The sequence below is a fragment of the Bacteroides sp. B1-V-101 genome, assembly GCF_023656585.1.
Classification (GTDB): Bacteria; Bacteroidota; Bacteroidia; order Bacteroidales; family Bacteroidaceae; genus Bacteroides; species Bacteroides thetaiotaomicron.
This window is the reverse complement of the sequence record NZ_JAMOKH010000008.1, coordinates 20655-40779: the sequence shown is the minus strand read 5'-3', so window position 1 is coordinate 40779 and position 20125 is coordinate 20655. Positions and strand designations below refer to the sequence as shown.

The 20125-nt window shown below is 39.6% G+C and carries 14 protein-coding genes; all 14 read left to right on the top strand.

Annotated elements, in window-relative coordinates:
* The first annotated feature begins 9 nt into the window (after nt 1-9).
* Nucleotides 10-939 (top strand): glycosyltransferase family 8 protein, encoded by a 930-nt coding sequence (locus tag NBH01_RS08270; RefSeq protein ID WP_008765270.1) that lies wholly within the window; start codon nt 10-12, stop codon nt 937-939.
* Entirely contained in the window at nt 939-1880 is a 942-nt protein-coding gene (locus NBH01_RS08265; protein WP_224200502.1) for a capsular polysaccharide synthesis protein, read from the top strand. The genes NBH01_RS08270 and NBH01_RS08265 overlap by 1 nt, the downstream gene beginning before the upstream one ends.
* Before the next feature lie 7 nt (nt 1881-1887).
* Complete coding sequence (locus NBH01_RS08260; RefSeq protein ID WP_008765272.1) at nt 1888-2748, top strand: beta-1,6-N-acetylglucosaminyltransferase; 861 nt, start codon at nt 1888-1890, stop codon at nt 2746-2748.
* On the top strand, nt 2748-3614 hold the full coding sequence (locus NBH01_RS08255; protein WP_008765273.1) for a beta-1,6-N-acetylglucosaminyltransferase: 867 nt from the start codon (nt 2748-2750) through the stop codon (nt 3612-3614). Before NBH01_RS08260 ends, NBH01_RS08255 begins: the two co-directional genes overlap by 1 nt.
* Nucleotides 3611-4714: an acyltransferase family protein gene (locus NBH01_RS08250; RefSeq protein ID WP_008765274.1), complete on the top strand. Its 1104-nt coding sequence runs from the start codon at nt 3611-3613 to the stop codon at nt 4712-4714. Before NBH01_RS08255 ends, NBH01_RS08250 begins: the two co-directional genes overlap by 4 nt.
* Nucleotides 4711-5709 (top strand): glycosyltransferase family 2 protein, encoded by a 999-nt coding sequence (locus NBH01_RS08245; protein WP_008765275.1) that lies wholly within the window; start codon nt 4711-4713, stop codon nt 5707-5709. Before NBH01_RS08250 ends, NBH01_RS08245 begins: the two co-directional genes overlap by 4 nt.
* 12 nt (nt 5710-5721) lie before the next feature.
* A complete protein-coding gene (locus tag NBH01_RS08240) occupies nt 5722-6966 on the top strand; it encodes a hypothetical protein (RefSeq protein WP_008765276.1) in 1245 nt (414 codons plus the stop codon).
* Entirely contained in the window at nt 6963-8102 is a 1140-nt protein-coding gene (locus NBH01_RS08235) for a glycosyltransferase family 4 protein (RefSeq protein WP_008765277.1), read from the top strand. Before NBH01_RS08240 ends, NBH01_RS08235 begins: the two co-directional genes overlap by 4 nt.
* On the top strand, nt 8099-9211 hold the full coding sequence (locus tag NBH01_RS08230; protein WP_008765278.1) for a glycosyltransferase family 4 protein: 1113 nt from the start codon (nt 8099-8101) through the stop codon (nt 9209-9211). The genes NBH01_RS08235 and NBH01_RS08230 overlap by 4 nt, the downstream gene beginning before the upstream one ends.
* A gap of 79 nt (nt 9212-9290) precedes the next feature.
* The gene (locus NBH01_RS08225) at nt 9291-10442 is read left to right on the top strand and encodes a glycosyltransferase family 4 protein (RefSeq protein WP_008765279.1); all 1152 of its coding nucleotides are present in this window, start codon (nt 9291-9293) and stop codon (nt 10440-10442) included.
* 36 nt (nt 10443-10478) lie between these two features.
* Nucleotides 10479-11276: a polysaccharide biosynthesis/export family protein gene (locus tag NBH01_RS08220; protein WP_011108518.1), complete on the top strand. Its 798-nt coding sequence runs from the start codon at nt 10479-10481 to the stop codon at nt 11274-11276.
* A gap of 16 nt (nt 11277-11292) precedes the next feature.
* Entirely contained in the window at nt 11293-13674 is a 2382-nt protein-coding gene (locus NBH01_RS08215) for a GumC family protein (protein WP_032840804.1), read from the top strand.
* A gap of 182 nt (nt 13675-13856) precedes the next feature.
* Entirely contained in the window at nt 13857-15047 is a 1191-nt protein-coding gene (locus NBH01_RS08210; RefSeq protein WP_234141142.1) for an OmpA family protein, read from the top strand.
* 876 nt (nt 15048-15923) lie between these two features.
* Nucleotides 15924-19937, top strand: a complete 4014-nt coding sequence (locus tag NBH01_RS08205) for a two-component regulator propeller domain-containing protein (protein ID WP_225678819.1) — start codon at nt 15924-15926, stop codon at nt 19935-19937.
* Nucleotides 19938-20125 lie beyond the last annotated feature (188 nt).

The following is a 20125-nucleotide window of genomic DNA, read 5'->3' as shown; positions in this document are numbered from 1 at the left end:
TATATTTGTATGAAAAAGACCTCTGTTCCATTGGTAATTGCTTTTACTCCTGATTATTTTATTCCGGCAGCTACATGTCTCTACTCCATAATTACGAGTATGCAGGCGGAAGGAGAGTTACATGTCATTTGCTTATTAAGCGAGGAATTGCCTGAACGGTTAAAACTAAAAATACAACTAATAGGTGAGGGACGCACTTGTTATTCTTTTGTGAATCTTCAAGGAAAATTGCAGCATATATATATTGATCAAAAATATACGGAAGCGGCTTCTTATCGCTTGTTGTTACCGGATTTATTGCCAGAATATAAAAAAGTCATCTATATAGATTGTGATATTATTGTTCGTAATGATTTGGTTCAACTTTATCATTCCATTGATTTAGGAATGAATTATCTGGCAGCTGTGTTTGAAGCTTCTATGGATTTTCAGTTGGACCATCTGAAAACAATAGGATGTAATCCGAATGAGTATATTAATTCAGGATTTCTGATTATGAATCTGGAATTGATGCGGAAGGATAATATGGTTGAAAAATTTATAGAAGCTTCAAAGGTTGACTATTTGGAGTTTCCGGATCAGGATGTCCTTAATCAACTTTGTAAGGATCGAATATTAGCCTTGCCTCCCTATTATAATAGTATCAGGACTTTTTATCTGCCACAATATAAGAAATTCTTTTTGCAGAAGTATACAGAACAGGATTGGTTAGAGGTTCACCGGCATGGTACAGTACATTATACCGGGGCAAAGCCTTGGAATCAATTCACGGTGCAATTCCAGCTTTGGTGGCAATACTATGAACAATTGCCGGAGATTATTAAAAAGGAGTGGCAGGTTGATAAGAAGATTTATTTCTTATCTAAGCTTTATAGAACATCTTGCGGGACCTTTGTGGTAGATAAACTCCAGGCATTATATCGCAAAATGAAATATTAATGATGGAGAAAATGAAGTTAAAAGAACTAGTAAAGCAGTTTATTCCTATGAATTACTGGAATACCAGGCGTAAAGCATCTATCATTAGACAGCAAGGGAAAGTAGCCGACTTTTGGGCTCCTATTCTTAAAGCTTATTATAATGGTGAGATAGAAAGATACTCACTGAAGCCTAAAAAAAAGTTGGGTACTCAAAAAGTGATTTGGCAATACTGGGGACAGGGCATTGATAAAGATGAGTTACCCGAAATCATACAAATATGTTTTGATTCGGTTGACAGGAACAAAAATGATTATCAAGTGATTCGCCTGACGGATATAACTATATCTGAGTATATAGACTTGCCGGATTTTGTTTGGAGAAAGCGTGAGTATGTACAGTTTACCCGTACATTCTTTTCTGATTTGCTTCGTGTAGCCTTATTGAGCACTTATGGTGGTGTATGGTTGGATGCTACTATTTTACTCACTGGAAGTATTCCGGCTGTCTATGAGAAGACTGATTTTTTTATGTATCAGCGCTCTGATGAAGAGAAGAACAAGAAGTACTGGGAAAATGTTTATGCTTATTATTTTGGCTGGGAACCTAATTTTAAGGTGCGAATGTTGTCTAGTATCCTTTTTGCTCAAAAAGAGAGCGAGATTATTTCAACTCTAACCGATCTTCTGCTTTATTTTTGGAAAACTCAAGACTCGCTGCCTGATTATTTTTGTTTTCAGATTCTATTTAATGAATTAGTAGCCAACTACCGGCCTGCTGAAAATTGTCCGATAGTAAACGATTGCATTCCGCACATCATACAAACAAAAATAAATGGAACTTATGATGATGTGTCATTTGAAGAAGCCTTGGAGCTAAGCAATATTCACAAAATGACTTATTTTGATGCTGCTGCAATGATACGTCTCAAGATGGTGTTACGATTAGCCCGAAATGCTTGACTACAGTATGAAACATGCATATTTGATAATGGCTCACCACGAGTTTGAGGTTTTAGGGAAGTTGGTTCAGGCCCTTGATGATGAACGAAATGATATCTATATTCATTTTGATAAAAAGGTGAAAAACTATCCATTGCTTAAGACAAAGTATACAAATTTGTATATTCTGCAAAAGCGGACAGACATCCGTTGGGGGCACATTTCACAGATAAAGGCGGAGTATGCTCTGTTTGAGGCTGCTTTTATGCAGGATCGATATGATTATTATCATTTGCTTTCCGGGGTACATTTGCCTCTGAAGTCCCAAAGCTATATTCATCATTTTTTTGAAGGTCTAAAAGATAAGGAAGTATTGGTGCATGTCCCAAACTCAGATTATCAGACGCACCTTAAAATGCGGAGATATAACTTCTTTACGAAGAATTTTATGCATAAGGTTCTTTTTATAAGAAGAATAAATCAGCTATTGTGGAGAGTATGTATTCGTATTCAAAAAGAATTGCATATATGTCGGAATCGGAATCAATCATATACTAATGCGGCTAATTGGGTGAGTATAACAGGTAAATGTATAGGTTATTTATTGCAGATTAAAAAAGATGTATTGCGAAAATATCGTTTTACTTTATGTGGGGATGAGTTTTTTATCCCCTCGGAATTGGGTAAATCGTATTTAAAAGATCGTATATACTATGATGATAAACTATTGAAATGTGATTTTGATGGTGGTTCCAATCCTCGTATATATCATTTGGGAGACTATGATGAATTAATCAGTTCGGGTTGTCTGTTTGCTCGGAAGTTTAGCTATACGGATATGCATATTGTTGACAAAATATTGATTCATATCACCGCTGATCAAGAATAATGAAACATGCCTATTTGATTATAGCTCATAATGAGTTTGAAATTCTGAAACGACTGATACAGGCTCTTGATGATGAACGAAATGATATCTATATCCATTTTGACCGAAAGCTGAATCACTATCCGGATTGCCGGACATCGTATGCTAAACTTACTTTTTTAGAGGAACGTATGGATGTCCGTTGGGGAGATATAAGTGTAGTAGATGCAGAATTTGCATTGTTCGATGAAGCTTATCGACGTGGGGAATATAGTTATTATCATTTGTTATCGGGTGTTGATATGCCTCTTAAAACACAGAACTATATTCATCGTTTTTTTGAAAAAAATGCGGGAAAAGAGTTTGTTGGCTACTATCAGGGAAATATATCCAAAGAAATTGACCGTAAAGTTTGTAGATGGCATTTGTTCCCCAAAAGTTTTAAGGAAACTGAAGGCGGCTTGGCTGTAACAAAGCGTGTTTTACGTGCAGGATGTGTCCGGCTGCAGTCTTTACTCGGGATTCGGCGGAATAAGGATATTAATTTCAGAAAAGGTACTCAATGGCTAAGTATTAGTAACGAGCTTGTTGGTTATTTGTTGCAGCAGCAAAAAGAGGTACGAAGAGTTTATACCCATACTTTTTGTGCGGACGAAATATTTGTGCAGACTATTTGCTGGAATTCTTCTTTTCGCGACAGAGTCTACGATATGCACGATGAAGGACACGGTTGTTTGCGGATGATTGGGTGGAAAGATAACCAGCTGGAAGAGTGGAAAGAAAAAGACTTTGAAATATTGATGAATTCGGAAGCATTGTTTGCCCGGAAATTTAGTATACGGCATATCGAAGTTGTTGATCAAATTCTGAATGAAATCAGTAAATGAAAGAAAACCTTGAGAAAAGACAATCGGAAGTGATTGCAGCTATGAGATTTCCGTTGATGGTATTGTTGCTTTTTGCCCATGTGCTTCCCATGACATCAATCCCTATAGAGATGAATTTCTCAGAAATGAATGTATATCATCTTTTTTCAGAAGGCATATCTCATAATTTGTCCCGGATACGCAATCCTTTATTCTTTTTCTTCTCTGGTTTCTTCTTCTTTCGCAAACTAGAGAAATGGAGTCTTGATTTTTATCATCTTCAATTAAAAAAGAGAGTAATAAGCCTTTTGCTTCCTTATTTATTATGGAATATACTTATGATATTGGCTGTCTATATAAAGAATTATGCGTTTATTTTTCTTTTTTCAATGGAACCGGGGGAGGAACTACAGGAAGTCAGGAATAATTCTTTGTATATGTTGTTTTGGCATACTCCTGTGAACTATCCTTTGTGGTTTTTGCGTGATTTGATTTGTATGTCTGCGTTGTCTCCATTATTCTATGCTTTCTTCAAGTATCTGAAAATATATGGATTACTTATTCTGCTCGCTCTGTATTTATCTGTTTGGGAAACAAATATTGCAGGACTGAGTATGACAGCTATTATGTTTTTCGGAGCAGGTTCCTATATGGGAATTTATAAAAAGAATGTTCTGGCGTTTTGTTCGAAGTTCCGGTATGTGACAGCAATAATCACTCTCATGTTTTTATGTTGCGCTATCATTTGTAATGGGAGGGAGCTTCATGCGTATATTGTTAGAATATATATATTGTTTGGCATAATAACAGCTTTCAATTTGATGGACTGGTTAATAGATAAGGAAAGTTGGAAGAATCTGTTTTGTAAATTATCGGCTACAGTCTTTTTTATTTATGCAGCCCACGAAATATACATCATTAACTGGACAAAGGGCTTCTTCTCCCGTACTTCTCTTGCAGACTCCGGAGGAGGATTAATGCTTAGTTATTTACTAATACCTTTTATTACTTTAGGTGTTTGTCTCGGTCTCTATTATTTTTTGAATAGAATGGCCCCCAATATGCTTGCTTTGCTGGTTGGAGGACGAATGAAAACTCAAATTATAAGAAACAGCAAATGAATATTGGAAATATAACTATTTCAGTGATCATTCCTGTATACAATGCGTCAGTAACTTTGCCTCATTGTCTGGAATCCTTGCATAAACAGACTTATAGAAATTTGGAGCTTTTATTTGTGGATGATTGTAGTACAGATGAAAGTTTGTATATACTAACATCTTATGCGGAACAATTTGCAGAGATCGATTTTACAATCAGAATATTACAACATGAACGAAACCGAGGTGTAGCGGCGGCACGTAATACGGCCCTGAAGTGTGCTACCGGAGATTATATTTATTATGTAGATGCGGATGATTCTATAGAACCGCACACATTGGAATGTCTGGTCAATGAAATCAATCACAAAGGACTGGATATAGTGGGGCACGAGTGGTACTTGACTTTCAATTCCAATGCACGCTATATGAAGCAGCCGGCATATACTACTTCCGTTGAGGCATTACGAAAAATGATGGGTGGGGTAATGCGGTGGAATTTATGGCTTTTTCTGGTTCGTCGTTCTCTTTATGTAGAGAATGATATTCGTTTTACAGAAGGTTTGAATATGGGTGAAGATATGATGGTGATGATGAAATTGTTTATCTGTGCCGGGAAGGTTGGCATTGTTCATCGTCCTTTTTACCATTATAGACAAAGTAATCCGGAATCACTGACAAAGATTTATTCACAAGAGCATATAATACAAGTAGCAAATAACGTATATGAGGTGGAAAAATATGTAAATGCTTCCGCATATGCGGATTCATTAATAGAGTTTATTCCTTTTCTTAAGTTGAATATAAAGTTGCCTCTTCTTATAACAGATGATAAATCGCATTATGAACAATGGCTGGAATGTTTTCCTGAGGCAAACTGCTATGTCATGAATAACAAACTTCTTCCTTTAAGAACACGGATTATACAGTGGATGGCGGTAAAACGATATTTCATTTTGTTGAGGTTATATTATCGGACGGTATTTAAGCTGGTTTATGGTATTATTTATAAATAATATAGTTGGAGAATGGTGCGTTTATTGACTATGTTATTGATATCAATGGTTGTGAGTGGCTATTATTTTCCATTCAGTTTTTCTGTCTTACCGCAACTGAACACTAAAATGGCATTAGCGATGTTAGGTATTGCTTTGGTAGCTTATCAGGGATTTCAAAAACATCGGATTACTTTTTCGAGAGATTTGCTGGGTGCTATTGTCTTTGCTTTTATTTTCTCATTTATCTGCTTTGTTGCTGCTGACTATAATCATACAGATGATTATTCTTATGTCACTTACTTCGTGTCCTTTTTTACGTGGTTGGGAGGTGCATATGTGGTTTGTTATGTTATTCGCGCATTTCACGGTAAGGCGACATTAAATTTGCTCATAGCCTATTCGGCTTTTGTATGCGTGTCTCAGTGTATATTGGCAATTTTAATCGATAGATTCTCGGCATTCCGGGCTTTGGTAGATACCTATATCTCTCAAGGGCAAGAGTTTTTTCAGGAAGTGGGAAGATTGTATGGTATCGGTGCGGCATTGGATCCTGCCGGTGTAAGGTTTTCTATTGTGCTTCTTTTGATAGTCTATCTTCTCTGTGAGGATGAGGGTGTAAAGCAGGTTAGGTGGAAAACTTTTGCCTGTTTATTCGCTTTTTTCGTGATTGCTGTTATCGGTAATATGATTTCTCGTACTACATCTGTCGGATTATTCCTGGGAATAGTATATTTAATATGCTCTACAGGTATTTTCCGTTTGGTAATCAAGGGTCGTTATATCAGGCTTTATTCTATTTTAGGAGGAATGTTGATCGTATTTACGATGTTATCGGTCTATTTATATAATAACGATCCTTTTTTCTACAAGAATATCAGATTTGCCTTTGAAGCTTTCTTTAACTGGGTGGAAACGGGAGAACTAAGAACGGATTCAACGGACAAATTAAATACAATGATGTGGGTTTGGCCGGAAGATGTTAAAAGTTGGATAATTGGCACAGGCTTGTTTGCTAATTTTGTGTATAGCACAGATATTGGCTATTGCCGTTTTATTTTGTATTGCGGTTTAATTGGCTTCGGAACTTTTGTTTTGTTTTTTGTGTATAATGCCTGTGTGTTTGCATGGAAGTTCCCTTCTTTCCGGCTTTTTTCTTTCGTTCTTTTATCATTGAGTTTCATTATCTGGATGAAAGTAGCTACTGATCTATTTTTTATTTATGCTTTATTTTATTGTCTGGACTGGAAAATGGAACCAGTTCTTATAGAAGAATGAAAATCGTTTACTGTATAGCCGGAACCTACAATTCCGGAGGAATGGAACGGGTATTGGCAAATAAAGCCAATTATCTGGTCAGTCATGGATATGAAGTTGTTATTATTACTACAGATCAACGTGAAAAGCAATCCTTTTTCGAACTGGACCAACGTATCAACTGCTGTGACTTGAGAATCAACTATGAAGAAAATAACGGGAAGTCATTTCTTAATAAGTTAGCCAATTATCCTTTCAAACAGTGGAAACATCGGAAGAGGCTGACGGCTTGTCTGAAACAACTTAAGGCTGACATTGTGGTTTCTATGTTCTGCAATGATGCTTCTTTTCTATGGAAGATTGATGATGGCAGTAAGAAAGTACTTGAAATTCATTTTTCCCGTTATAAGCGTTTGCAATATGGACGTAAGGGAGTCTGGAAAATTGCAGACCGATGGAGAAGCCGGATGGATGAAAGAACCGTGAGGAAATACGATCGTTTTGTAGTACTGACTGCCGAGGATAAGGCATATTGGGGAAATCTGTCCAATATGATAGTGATCCCCAATGCATTGAGTCATTCTACAACAGAACTTCATCTTTCTCCCCTTACAGCCCGAAAAGTGATTGCAATAGGGCGATATGGGTATCAGAAAGGGTTTGACTATTTGATAGAAGCATGGGAAATTATTCATTGTGCCCAACCTGCTTGGACACTGGATATAATTGGTGATGGAGAATGGACGGACCGTCTGCAACGACAAATTAAGAGAAAAAGGCTGAATCATTGTGTCTTTTTGAAACCACCGACCGGACAGATAGAAGAAGAGTACCGACAAGCCTCTTTGCTGGTACTGTCTTCTCGTTATGAGGGGTTGCCTATGGTATTATTAGAAGCACAGTCGTTCGGATTACCCATTGTTTCTTTTGCCTGTAAATGTGGCCCTGGAGATGTAATAACTGATGGTAAAAATGGTTTTTTGGTATCGGTAGGAAATCTTCCGATGTTAGCCGACAGGATAATGAGACTGATGGAAGATGAAGGTTTGCGTAAACGTATGGGAATGAATGCGTACCATAATTCAAAAACATTCTCGGAGGAACGAATTATGCAATGTTGGATTGATATGTTCGATAAGTTAGTATCACAAAGATGAGTAGCAAGCGAAAGACGATTGTTGTCTCAGCGGTTAGTTTACGTAAGGGAGGTACATTAACGATATTGCAAGATTGCTTATGTTATCTTTCTGCTTTGGCAGCCGACGGCAATTATCGGGTTATTGCATTGGTACATAAAAGAGAATTGGCTGACTATCCGCACATTGAATATATTGAAATGCCGGACGTTATCAAAGGGTGGGGACGACGTTTGTGGTGTGAATATGTGACAATGTATAAATTGTCACAAAAAATAATGCCTGTATATTTATGGCTGTCTCTTCATGATGCGACTCCAAGGGTGGTGGCTGAACGTCGGGTTGTCTATTGCCAGACTTCTTTCCCTTTTTATAAATGGAGTTGGAGGGATTTTCTGTTTGACTATAAGATTGTTCTATTTGCTTTATTTACCCGTTGGATTTATCGGATCAATGTGCATCGGAATACTTACCTGATTGTACAACAGGAATGGTTACGTTCCGGATTGAGCCGGATGTTGGGGGTAAAAAAAGAAAAGTTCATAGTAGCTCCTCCGGAACGTAAAGAGAATGATGTGATTGCAGAAATAGTAGAACTTTCCTGTTTTACATTCTTTTATGCTGCCACACCAGATTGCCATAAGAATTTTGAGCTGCTATGCGACGCTGCTTCTCTGTTGGAACAAGAGCTTGGAAAAGGAAGGTTCAAAGTGGTCTTGACTATTAGCGGACAAGAAAATAAATATGCACAGTGGTTATATAAAAAGTTCGGTTCGGTAAGTTCGATAGAGTTCGCAGGATTCATGAGCAGAGAAAAACTTTTTGGTTATTATCATGCAGTTGATTGCCTTGTGTTTCCGTCAAAGGTGGAAACATGGGGATTACCCGTATCTGAATTTATGGCAACGGGTAAGCCGATGCTTCTAGCCGACCTTCCGTATGCTCACGAGACTGCCGCTGGAAGTATGCAAACTGCATTTTTTAAATTGTCGGACCCGGTTCAATTAATGAATCTGATGAAACGGTTATGTGAAGATGACTTTACTTTTCTAACGAGTATCGGTACTTCTGATAAACGTTTCTCATTCGCTTCATCCTGGCGGGAATTATTCGATTCTATATTAAATTAATTTTTTCAGTCCGGTACTATATATGCGGTAAGTGACAAACTAAACTTATGAAGAGTAAGAAATAGATATTTTATTAAAAATGAGAATACTACAAATAGGCAAATTCTATCCGATAAGGGGAGGGATAGAGAAAGTGATGTATGACATCACAATGGGACTGTCACAGAGACAGGTTTATTGTGATATGCTATGCGCCTCGGCCGAAAAACAGAAACCTGAGAATCTATTATTGAATGATTATGCACGTATACTATGTGTGTCCACCTGGAAAAAAGTGGCGGCTACTATGTTATCTCCGGCTATGATTTTCCGGTTGCGTAAAATAAACAAAGAATATGATATCATTCATATCCATCATCCGGATCCAATGGCATGTCTGGCATTATTCCTGTCTGGTTACAAAGGTCCGGTAGTCCTGCACTGGCATAGTGATATACTGAAACAGAAAATGTTGTTGAAGCTCTATTCACCATTACAAAATTGGTTGCTTCGAAGAGCAAAAGTAATTGTTGGCACCACCCCCGTTTATGTACAGGAATCTCCGTTTTTGGAAAACATACAGCGCAAAGTTATCAGTGTTCCTATCGGAATAGATGAAATGAAGCCGGTTCCCGGGCGGGTGGCACAAATAAAAGAAAGATATGCCGGAAAGAAAATCATATTCTCTTTGGGACGTCTGGTAGAGTACAAAGGCTATGAATATCTGATAAAGGCTTCTCAAAAGTTGAATGACGACTATATTATATTGATAGGTGGCAAAGGTCCCCTTCAAGAGTATTTGCAATCCTTGATTGATGAACTGGGAGTGAGGAAAAAAGTAAAACTGCTGGGATTTATAGATGACAAAGATCTGCCGGATTATTTCGGTGCCTGTGATCTGTTTTGTTTAAGTTCGATTTGGAAAACGGAGGCTTTTGGTATTGTACAGATTGAAGCAATGTCCTGTGGAAAGCCTGTGATTGCTATGAATATCCCGGAGTCCGGAGTCAGTTGGGTGAATATAAACAGGTTCTCCGGAATTAACGTAAAACCTGAAGATGCAGATGCATTGGCAGAGGCGATTACTGCTGTTCTGACAGATGAATGCCTGTATGAAGAGTTAGCAAGAGGAGCGCGAAGACGTTATGAGACTATGTTTACTAAAGAGCTAATGACAGAACTATGTCTGAATCTTTATTCGGGAGTATTGGACAGTTCTGAAACCGATTATCCGGCCAACAAAAAAGAATGAATTCCGAAAAGTTGTAATCAAAGAAAAACAAGCTATATGAAAAGAAATGTGTATGTGGGAGTACTTTTGACAGCGTTATTGATGACTTCTTGCATCAATACGAAAAGAATCGTTTATCTGGAGGATATGAAAGAATCGTTATCTTATCCGATGAATGCCCAACCGGAAATGAAGATTCAACGGGATGACCGGCTTAGTATTGTTGTCAGTTCACGGAATCCCGAACTGACGGTTCCTTTCAATATATCGACCGGAGGAAACTTTCAGGTAACTTCCAGTGGAGATGTAGCTACCGGTACCGATATGCAAAAATGTGAAAAAGGGTATATGGTAGATTTGAATGGATATATCGAATTTCCGGTTTTAGGAAAACTGAAAGTGGTAGATTTATCATGTAAGCAAGTAGCTGAGCTAATTAAAAAGCGGCTGATTGATGAAAATCTGATCAATGATCCTTTGGTATTTATCGATATTTTGAATATAAAGATTACTGTGATGGGAGAAGTTGAAAGTCCTCAGGTTTTAAAGATAGATGATAGCCGGATTACTTTGCTCGAAGCAATCACCCGAACAGGCGGAGTGACTTCCAATGCTCTTTTGGACAGGGTAGCGGTCATTCGCGAAGAAGGGAACGAACGCAGAATGTATATGCATGATATCCGTTCGTCGGACATTTTCTACTCTCCTTGTTATTATTTACAGCAGAATGACATGGTATATGTACATCCTAAGTTTGCAGAAGCCAATACGAAGGAAAGACGTACATTAAGTTTTTATTCGTTCGGTCTGACTCTTTTAAGTTTGATTACTACAATAACTGTCTTATTAAAATAATAGCCGATTACTGCATATGGAAAAACAAAAGAAGATGGCTTTGACAGAGGAGGAAAAGTCTATTAATATCGTTGACCTTTTTATATACCTGATAGCTCATTGGAAATGGTTTGTCCTTTCTATTCTGCTGTTTGGGGGATATTTCTGGTATAGCTACTGTGAGACCCCGTTTGTATATAGCCGCACGGCAATAGTAATGATTAAAACACCAGCCAATTCGCGGTCGGCAATGCAGTTGAATAACGCTGATTTCATAGGCCAAGTCAATGTGGCGAGTGAAATTCTGCAATTCAAGTCGAAGGAATTGATGCGGAAAGTGATAGATCGTCTGCATGCGGATGTCAGTTACATGGTGCGTGATGGCCTGCGTCCCAGAGAACTCTATACGGACTCTCCTGTACGGGTTGCCTTTCTGGAGGCTGGGCTGGATGAAGTGTGTTCTTTGTCTGTTATACCTAAAAATAAACAGCAGGTGGAGTTGGCAGACTTTTCGCTCGATGAACTCGAACAACGAAAGACTGTGAATCTGAATGACACTGTTGATACGCCATTAGGAAAACTGATTGTATTTACTGCTGAAAATTATAGTGAATCCTATTTTGACAGACCAATCAAGGTGACCAGTAAGTCCCGGGAAGGGATGGTCGCTTTCTGGCTCTCTAATCTGACAATCAGACAGATGAGTGGTGATGCCGCTTTGCTGAGTATGACTATGAATGACCTGTCACCTACACGGGCAGCCGATATTCTTGATATGTTGATTACCGTTTATAACGAAGAAGCCATAAAGGATAAAAACCGTATTTCCGTGAATACGGCAGAATTTATCAAAGAGCGTCTTCAGATTATTGAGCATGAATTAGGGAGTGTGGAAACTGATATTGAGGATCTGAAAAGAGCGAATAACGGCGTTGATATTAATACAGTTGCAGGTATGTATATACAAGATAGCAGGCAATATGAATCATCAATCAAGGAACTGGATACTCAGCTTCAGTTGGTATCATTTATTAAACAGTATTTGCAGGATTCAAACAAGGATGACGAACTGATCCCCAGTAATATCGGACTGTCTGATCTTAGTATTGAGAGCCAGATTTCTCGCTATAATGAAACGTTGCTGCGTCGTAACCGTTTGGTAAGTGGCAGTAGCAGCAATAATCCTGTTGTTCAGGAGTTGAATCGTATCATGCAGACGATGAAACAAAATATTTATATGGCAGTAGATAATTTATCTAAAAGCTTGAGACTGAAGAAACAAGATTATATGCGTCAGGAGAGCCATGTGCGTCAAAAAGTGCAAGCCGTTCCTGGGAAGCAAAGGGAAATGTTATCTATAGAACGGCAACAGAAAGTAAAGGAATCTTTGTACATATTCCTACTGAATAAACGGGAGGAGAACGCTTTAAGCCAGGCGATGGTGGATAATAATGCAAGAATCCTTGATCCGGTTTCGGGAAGTAACTTGCCGATCTCTCCCAATAAATATAAAAAGATGATACTCGGAGTAGGATGTGGTATCATTGTACCTTCTGTCATTCTGTTATTGATTTTAATGCTGGACACCCGGGTGCATAATAGAAAAGAAGTTGAGGCTGTTGTCAGTGCTCCATTCCTTGCGGATATCCCACAGACAGCCAAAGCGTCTGTGGATGCACACGAAGTTGTAGTGCGTGCACGGGGACTTGATCCGTTGTCCGAAGCTTTTCGTATCCTTCGCACCAATTTAGGGTTTATGCTGTCACAGGCGCAAGACCATAAAATTATCACATTGACTTCTTTTAATATAGGGGCTGGCAAAACTTTTGTTTCTGTTAATCTGGCTGCCAGTTTGGTGCAGACCAAAAAGAAAGTTCTTATACTTGATCTGGACCTTAGAAAAGGGAAAATGAGTGAGATGGCGCATAGCAAGCATGTCAAAGGAGTAGCACACTATTTATCCAATCCATCCATTGTTGTAGACGATCTTATTCTGCGGGATGCTTTCGGTGAAGGGCTTGATTTAATTCCTATTGGAGTCATTGCGCCTAATCCTACAGAATTGTTGTTGAGTAGGCGACTGGATGAATTAATGGATAGACTCAGAGAATTATATGACTATATCATTGTAGATAATGTGCCGATAGGATTAGTGGCAGATGCTTCCGTTGTCAATCGTATTTCGGACTTGACATTGTTTATTGTGCGTGTCGGAAAAATCGACCGGCGGCAACTGCCTGAGTTGGAACGATTGTATCAGGAACACAAACTCACTAATATGGCGGTTGTTCTCAATGGTACGAAAAAAGGCAGTAGCGGCTATGGTTATGGTTACGGTTATGGACAGGGTTATGGTTATAAGAATGCGGAAAAGAAGAAGGGATTATTTGGACGGAAGAAAAAGAAATCCCGGAAATAATGCTATCATTTCTCTCTGACAGATGTTCCGTAATGTCTATATTGAAAATTAAACGGTCTTTTAATCTGATTCCGTATAAAGTGAGAAGGTTATCGGATTTTATGTGAACGATAAACTGAAAAAAAAGCCCCAACTTTGCAGTTGGAACTTGGTATATTGAATTTTAATGAAAAGAATCACTTATGGGAAAAGTAATTGTTCTATCGGCCTTGTTGCTGATAACAGGAATGAGTGTTTATGCACAAGAGGACTACTCTAAATCTTTAAAAACGACAACTACAATCGTAGAAAATGCTGATAAATATAAAGTAGAAACCAATCGCTTTTGGAGCAACTGGTTTGTAACTGCCGGTGGTGGCGGACTGATCTTTTTCGGTGACCATAATATGCAGATGAAATTTGGCGACCGTCTGAGTCCGGCACTTGACATCGGTTTTGGAAAGTGGTTTACCCCCGGCATCGGTATACGCTTCATGTATAGCGGACTGACTATCAAAGGTGCTACACAGAACGGCAGTCACTCTACCGGAAAAGTGTACGATGCTTCACAATGGCTGGACGAACAGAAATTCGACTTTATGAATATTCATGGAGACGTGCTGTTCAATGCCTCGAATCTGCTTTGTGGTTATAATGAAAAACGTTTTTGGTCTGTAACTCCCTATGTCGGTTTAGGCTGGATACTCACATGGGAAAGTCCGCGTGCACGTAACTTCAATGCCAGTATCGGTTTGATCAACTCGTTTCGTCTGAGTTCTGCGTTCGACTTGAATCTGGATGTGCGTGGTACTGCGACAAAGGATGAGTTTGACGGTGAACGTGGCGGGCGTAAAGAAGAAGGATTATTGTCCGTAACAGTAGGAGTTACTTATAAATTCCCACGGCGTACATGGGGGCGCAGCACTGTCAAGACCATTACCTTTAGTGATGAAGAACTACGTCTGATGCGCGAACAACTGAAAGCGATGAATGACGAGAACAATCGTCTGAAAGACGAATTAGCAACTTCCAATAAGGTTACGGAAAGAGTGGTGGAAACGAATATCCTCTCTGCTCCTTATCTGGTCACTTTCCAGATATCAAGGTATGCTCTTAGCAATGAAGCTCGTGTAAATATCGGATTTCAGGCTAAGATAATGAAGGAAAACAAGAATGCTGTCTATACGATTATCGGTTATGCCGATAAGGGTACAGGGACTAAGGAGTTTAACCAGTTTTTGAGCAAGGCTCGTGCGGAAGCAGTCTACAACTGTCTGGTCAATGAGTTCGGAGTACCGGCATCGCAACTGAAAATAACTTATGAAGGTGGTGTGGACAATATGTTCTATGATGATCCGAGAGTAAGCCGTGCAGTGATAACGGTGATTAAATAAACCCTTTTACATAAATATGGATGAGATGAGATAAAAAACACACTTATAAAACAATTTGTAATTAGTTGAAAGATGCATAAGCATCTATAAATCTCATGGGGCATAACTTCGGTAACGGAGTGCCTCGAAAAATAGTCATCTGTGAAGATGGTCGCTATTGCTTGTTTGAAAGCATCTTTTTCCAGTGGGGGAGAGGTGCTTTCTCATGGCTTAGTCCGTTAAACACTTGACAAACGCCTTTTATTGTTGTATATTTGTAGTTCCAAACCTGAACTGAATAATATAAGAACGATAAATAAAATGAGAAAATTAGTATGGAATCATCGGCTGCGGTGGTATAATATAGTAACAAATAGTGCTTATCTCTCTGACGTATAGCCGAGGATAGGATGCTCCGATATAGGAAAAGGCTGCGAACTTTATGAGGTTTGCAGCCTTTTTTGTATTATAAATTCAATCCTGATTCTACAAATTCCTATTTTAAAGTTTATAATAAACGAGGGGTACGTTTATAATAAACGATCACAGTATTTATTATAAACCCGGTTGCCGTTTATGCATTGAACTGTAATTATTTTCGTATGCTTGGAAGTCTATAATTGGAATGAAATAAAATGCTGGTAATTATAGTGAACATGTATGGCGTCTGTGATCTGTCAGATATGAAGTAAAATGAAAGAACAACGGCTTTCTTTCTCCAAGTTTGTGCTCTATTCTTTTTCTAAGGGAGGTGAAGACGGTGATCATTTTTGATATTCAGCAGTCTGGATTCTTGCAGAGGACAGACGGTTATTCCTCTAAATGCAAAAGTTTTAATTTCCTTCCATCTATTTAAGAGTATTTACCTTATCTTTGTTGCCGAAATAAAATATGATCATGAGGAACACATTGTATATTCTATTGGCATTGGTTACTTTATTTCTGCAAAAGGTAAGCGGAGAAGAGAATTCTAGTTATTATTTTACTCACATAAATGGAGATAACGGGCTTTCGTCGAGTAACGTGAAAGCGATTATCCAGGATAGCTACGGTTTTATGTGGTTCGGGACGAAGAATGGTCTCAATCGTTTTGACGGTACTTCCATCCTGCGGATGAACTGCGAAGATCATCAGTTAAAGAAAGGCAATAATAACATTTCCGCTTTGTATGAGGATGCCAATCGCACACTTTGGGTGGGTACGGACAGGGGTGTCTATTTGTATCATCCGGCTTCTGATGTATTCACCCATATAAACCAAAAGACAAAAGAGGGTAAAACAATGGATAACTGGGTGTCGGCCATCGTAGGCGATACACAGGGTAATATATGGGTTATTATCCCCGATCAGGGAATATTCCGTTATAAAGACAACGAATTATATTTTTATGAAATCAGCAATAGGAGACAATTTAAGCAGGAATCCCCCAATTGTATTTGCGTTCGTGAAAATGGGGAAGTCTGGATTGGCTTCTGGGGATTAGGAATCTGTCGTTATAATCCGCAGAATGATTCGTTTGAACAGATAGTGGAGGATAGGGACGGACGTCCGTTGGTGGGGAAGAATATTAATTCTATCTGCGAGTATGGCGATTGGCTGATAATGGCTGCCAATGAAGGGGAATTGATAAAATATAATACGAAATCCCATGTCTTGGAAGATATAAAAGTAGCAGGAGCCGATAATACGTTCTATACTACGGTAGCCTATATGAAAGGTAAAATCTGGCTGGGAACCTTCAATGGACTGTACGTCATTGATGAGAAGAAGAACGAAGTCGTTTCGTTGAAGGAAGACCTGATGCGTTCGTTCAGCCTGTCGGATAAGATGATTTATTCGATGTGTCAGGATAGTGAAGGAGGGATATGGATCGGGACATTGTTTGGCGGGGCGAACTACTTACCCAACCGGAATCTGCAATTCGATAAGTTCGTACCCGGAAGTTCCGGAAATTCACTGAATACCAAACGTATCCGTGAACTGGCGGAAGATGTGAAAGGCAATATCTGGATCGGTACAGAAGATGCGGGAATCAGTGTGTTGAATGTAGAGAACGGTGTGATAAGGCAGGTAAAGGATAATAAATCCGGAAATCATCTGGTTACTTTGGCAGTAGTCCCTTTTCAGGATCAGATATATTGCGGACTGTTCAAGGCCGGACTTGACGTTATTCAGGTTCCGGGATACACTGTCAGGCATTATACTCCGTCGGAACTGAAGATCGGAGAAGGCAGCGTATATGTTTTCCATATAGACAGGAAAGGACGTAAATGGCTGGGAACAGGCTGGGGACTGTATGTTGCCGAGGCTGGTTCATTTAATTTTGTGAATGTCAAGGAGACCGGATACAACTGGATTTTCGATCTGTGCGAAGCGAAAGACGGTTCTGTCTGGATTGCCACGATGGGAAGTGGCGTGTGGAGATATTCGCCTCAGACCGACTCCTATAAAAAGTATGAAAGCAAGGAAAATGAACCCGATGGGCTGAGTTCAAACTCAGTCAGTTCCGTTATGCAGGACAGTAAAGGACGTGTCTGGTTTTCTACCGACCGGGGCGGAATCTGCTATTACAATGAAGAAAAGGATAACTTTGTCACCTATTCAATAAAGGAAGGATTGCCCGACGATGTTGCCTACAAGATTCTGGAAGATGAAGAAGGAAATCTATGGTTTGGGACGAACCGCGGACTCGTTCGCTTTCATCCCGACAAGAATGATATACGTGTCTTTACGACAAAAGACGGGCTGCTGGGGAATCAGTTCAATTATAAATCGGCTTTGAAGGCGCGCAATGGCAAATTCTATTTTGGGGGCATAGACGGACTGGTCGCTTTCGACCCGAGAGAAGCGAAGACGGATGATTTTGTGCCGCCTATTTATATCTCCAAATTCAGTATATATAATAAGGAGGTGACAGTGCATACTGCCGATTCACCTTTGAAGGAATGTATCACGCATACTGATCGTATCGTATTGAATTATGATGAGTCGAATATTAGTTTTGACGTGGCGTTACTCAGCTATTCTACCGCTGAGGCTAACCAATATTACTATCGGATGGCTCCGATTGACAAGGACTGGATTAAAGCCGCTACCAATCAGAATATATCGTATGCGAAATTGCCTCCGGGACAATATACCTTTCAAGTAAAGGCAACGAGTAACGATAATGGAGGGCAATTTGTCGAACGCTCCTTGTCTATTGAAATACTACCGCCCTGGTGGTTCTCCCCTTGGGCATACGTATTCTATTTTATCTGGCTTGTCTGCGTGGTGGTATCCTGGTTCTTCTGGTATAAGCACCGGAAGGAAAAGGAAATGGAAGAGCGTCAGAAACTGTTCGAGATAGAGAAAGAAAAAGAGCTGTATGAGTCTAAGGTCAATTTCTTTACGGAGATTGCCCACGAAGTGCGTACTCCGCTTACTTTGATCAATGGTCCGCTGGAGACGTTGCAGGAGATGGAAATTGCTGACCCTAAGATTCAGAAGAATCTGTCGGTGATTACGCAAAACACCAATCGCCTGCTGACACTGACGGGGCAGTTGCTTGATTTTCAGAAGATAGGCGCTCATAAATTTGAGATGACGATGGAATGTGTGGATATTACGTCGCTGCTTCGTGAAACAGTTGCACGCTTTGAACCTACTATATCCAAGAAGAACAAAGAACTGACTCTTCATATTCCGGAAGAATCCATAGAAGCGGTCGTTGATAAGGAGGCTATCACTAAGATTCTGAGCAACCTTTTGAATAACGCTTTAAAATATGCCCGTCATTCTATTTGCGTGGAATTACAGAGAGAGATGGAGGCATTCCTTGTGCGGGTGACCAGTGACGGTGATAAGATACCGGCGGAGATTAGCCAGCAGATATTCGAACCGTTCTATCAGGCAGCGAAAAAAGACTCCGCCTCATTTGGTGTCGGCATAGGACTTCCGTTGGCACGTTCGTTGGCATCTCTTCATAGAGGCAAGCTATATTTGGACTCGGAGCATGAAGATAATTCTTTCGTTATTTCTGTTCCTCTGGTCGAAAATACCTTGCGGTCTTTGCCCAAGTTGGAAGAGATAACGGTCGAGACAGATACCCTGGGTGAAGGGGTGCCAGTAGAGGCGGAAATGAAAAGTTACGTTTTGTTGCTGGTAGAAGATAATGAGACCATGCTGGAATTTATGTCCGAACGCCTGCTGGAGGTTTTTACGGTGGAAACGGCGAAAAATGGACAGGAAGCACTGGAAGTGTTGAGGAGCAGACGGATTGATCTGGTCATCAGCGATATCATGATGCCCGTTATGAACGGGTGGGAGTTGTGTAAAGAGATAAAGTCGGATATGGACCTGAGCCATATTCCCGTCATCTTCCTGACAGCCAAGAATGATATCGACAGCAAGATCAACGGCTTGAAGATAGGTGCGGAAGCCTATGTAGAGAAACCGTTCTCTTTCAACTACCTCAAAACGCAGATCGTATCCTTGCTGTATAATCGTCAGAAAGAACGCGAAGCATTCTCCAAGCGTCCGTTCTTCCCGACGAATAAGATGCAGATGAATAAGGTGGATGAAGAGTTTATGAATAAAGTGATTCGTACCATCGAGGAAAATATCATAGATACCAATCTGAACGTAGAGCATCTTGCCGAGATTCTGGGCATGAGTCGTTCCAGTCTGCTGCGCAAAATAAAGATGCTTTCCAATCTTTCTCCTGTAGACTTCATCCGTTTAATCCGGTTGAGGAAGGCTGCCGAACTGATTCATGAAGGTAAGTATCTGATCGGGGATATTTGCTTTATGGTAGGTATCAATTCACCGTCTTATTTCAGTAAGCTTTTCCTGAAACAGTTCGGCATGACACCTAAAGATTTCGAGAAACAAAGTCAGGCAGACAAAGAAAAGATAGACATGCCTTCGTGACCGTCCGGGTGCACTATAACAAATGATGCATAAAAATGAAACATCTGCGGAAAATATGCTTCAGATGTAGTCTGCTGCTGCAAAAATGGTATTTTTTGCAGTAATTTTTAATATTCCACCTATATATATACTCCTACTTTTGCCACCGTTCCGGATAAGGAGAGATAATCCCTTTCGGCGAACGGATT

Coding starts and splice junctions, on each gene's coding strand:
- NBH01_RS08205 (WP_225678819.1), top strand. CDS start 15,924: ATGAGGAACACATTGTATATTCTATTGGCATTGGTTACTTTATTTCTG.
- NBH01_RS08270 (WP_008765270.1), top strand. CDS start 10: ATGAAAAAGACCTCTGTTCCATTGGTAATTGCTTTTACTCCTGATTAT.
- NBH01_RS08235 (WP_008765277.1), top strand. CDS start 6,963: ATGAAAATCGTTTACTGTATAGCCGGAACCTACAATTCCGGAGGAATG.
- NBH01_RS08210 (WP_234141142.1), top strand. CDS start 13,857: ATGGGAAAAGTAATTGTTCTATCGGCCTTGTTGCTGATAACAGGAATG.
- NBH01_RS08230 (WP_008765278.1), top strand. CDS start 8,099: ATGAGTAGCAAGCGAAAGACGATTGTTGTCTCAGCGGTTAGTTTACGT.
- NBH01_RS08220 (WP_011108518.1), top strand. CDS start 10,479: ATGAAAAGAAATGTGTATGTGGGAGTACTTTTGACAGCGTTATTGATG.
- NBH01_RS08255 (WP_008765273.1), top strand. CDS start 2,748: ATGAAACATGCCTATTTGATTATAGCTCATAATGAGTTTGAAATTCTG.
- NBH01_RS08215 (WP_032840804.1), top strand. CDS start 11,293: ATGGAAAAACAAAAGAAGATGGCTTTGACAGAGGAGGAAAAGTCTATT.
- NBH01_RS08225 (WP_008765279.1), top strand. CDS start 9,291: ATGAGAATACTACAAATAGGCAAATTCTATCCGATAAGGGGAGGGATA.
- NBH01_RS08245 (WP_008765275.1), top strand. CDS start 4,711: ATGAATATTGGAAATATAACTATTTCAGTGATCATTCCTGTATACAAT.
- NBH01_RS08260 (WP_008765272.1), top strand. CDS start 1,888: ATGAAACATGCATATTTGATAATGGCTCACCACGAGTTTGAGGTTTTA.
- NBH01_RS08240 (WP_008765276.1), top strand. CDS start 5,722: ATGGTGCGTTTATTGACTATGTTATTGATATCAATGGTTGTGAGTGGC.
- NBH01_RS08250 (WP_008765274.1), top strand. CDS start 3,611: ATGAAAGAAAACCTTGAGAAAAGACAATCGGAAGTGATTGCAGCTATG.
- NBH01_RS08265 (WP_224200502.1), top strand. CDS start 939: ATGATGGAGAAAATGAAGTTAAAAGAACTAGTAAAGCAGTTTATTCCT.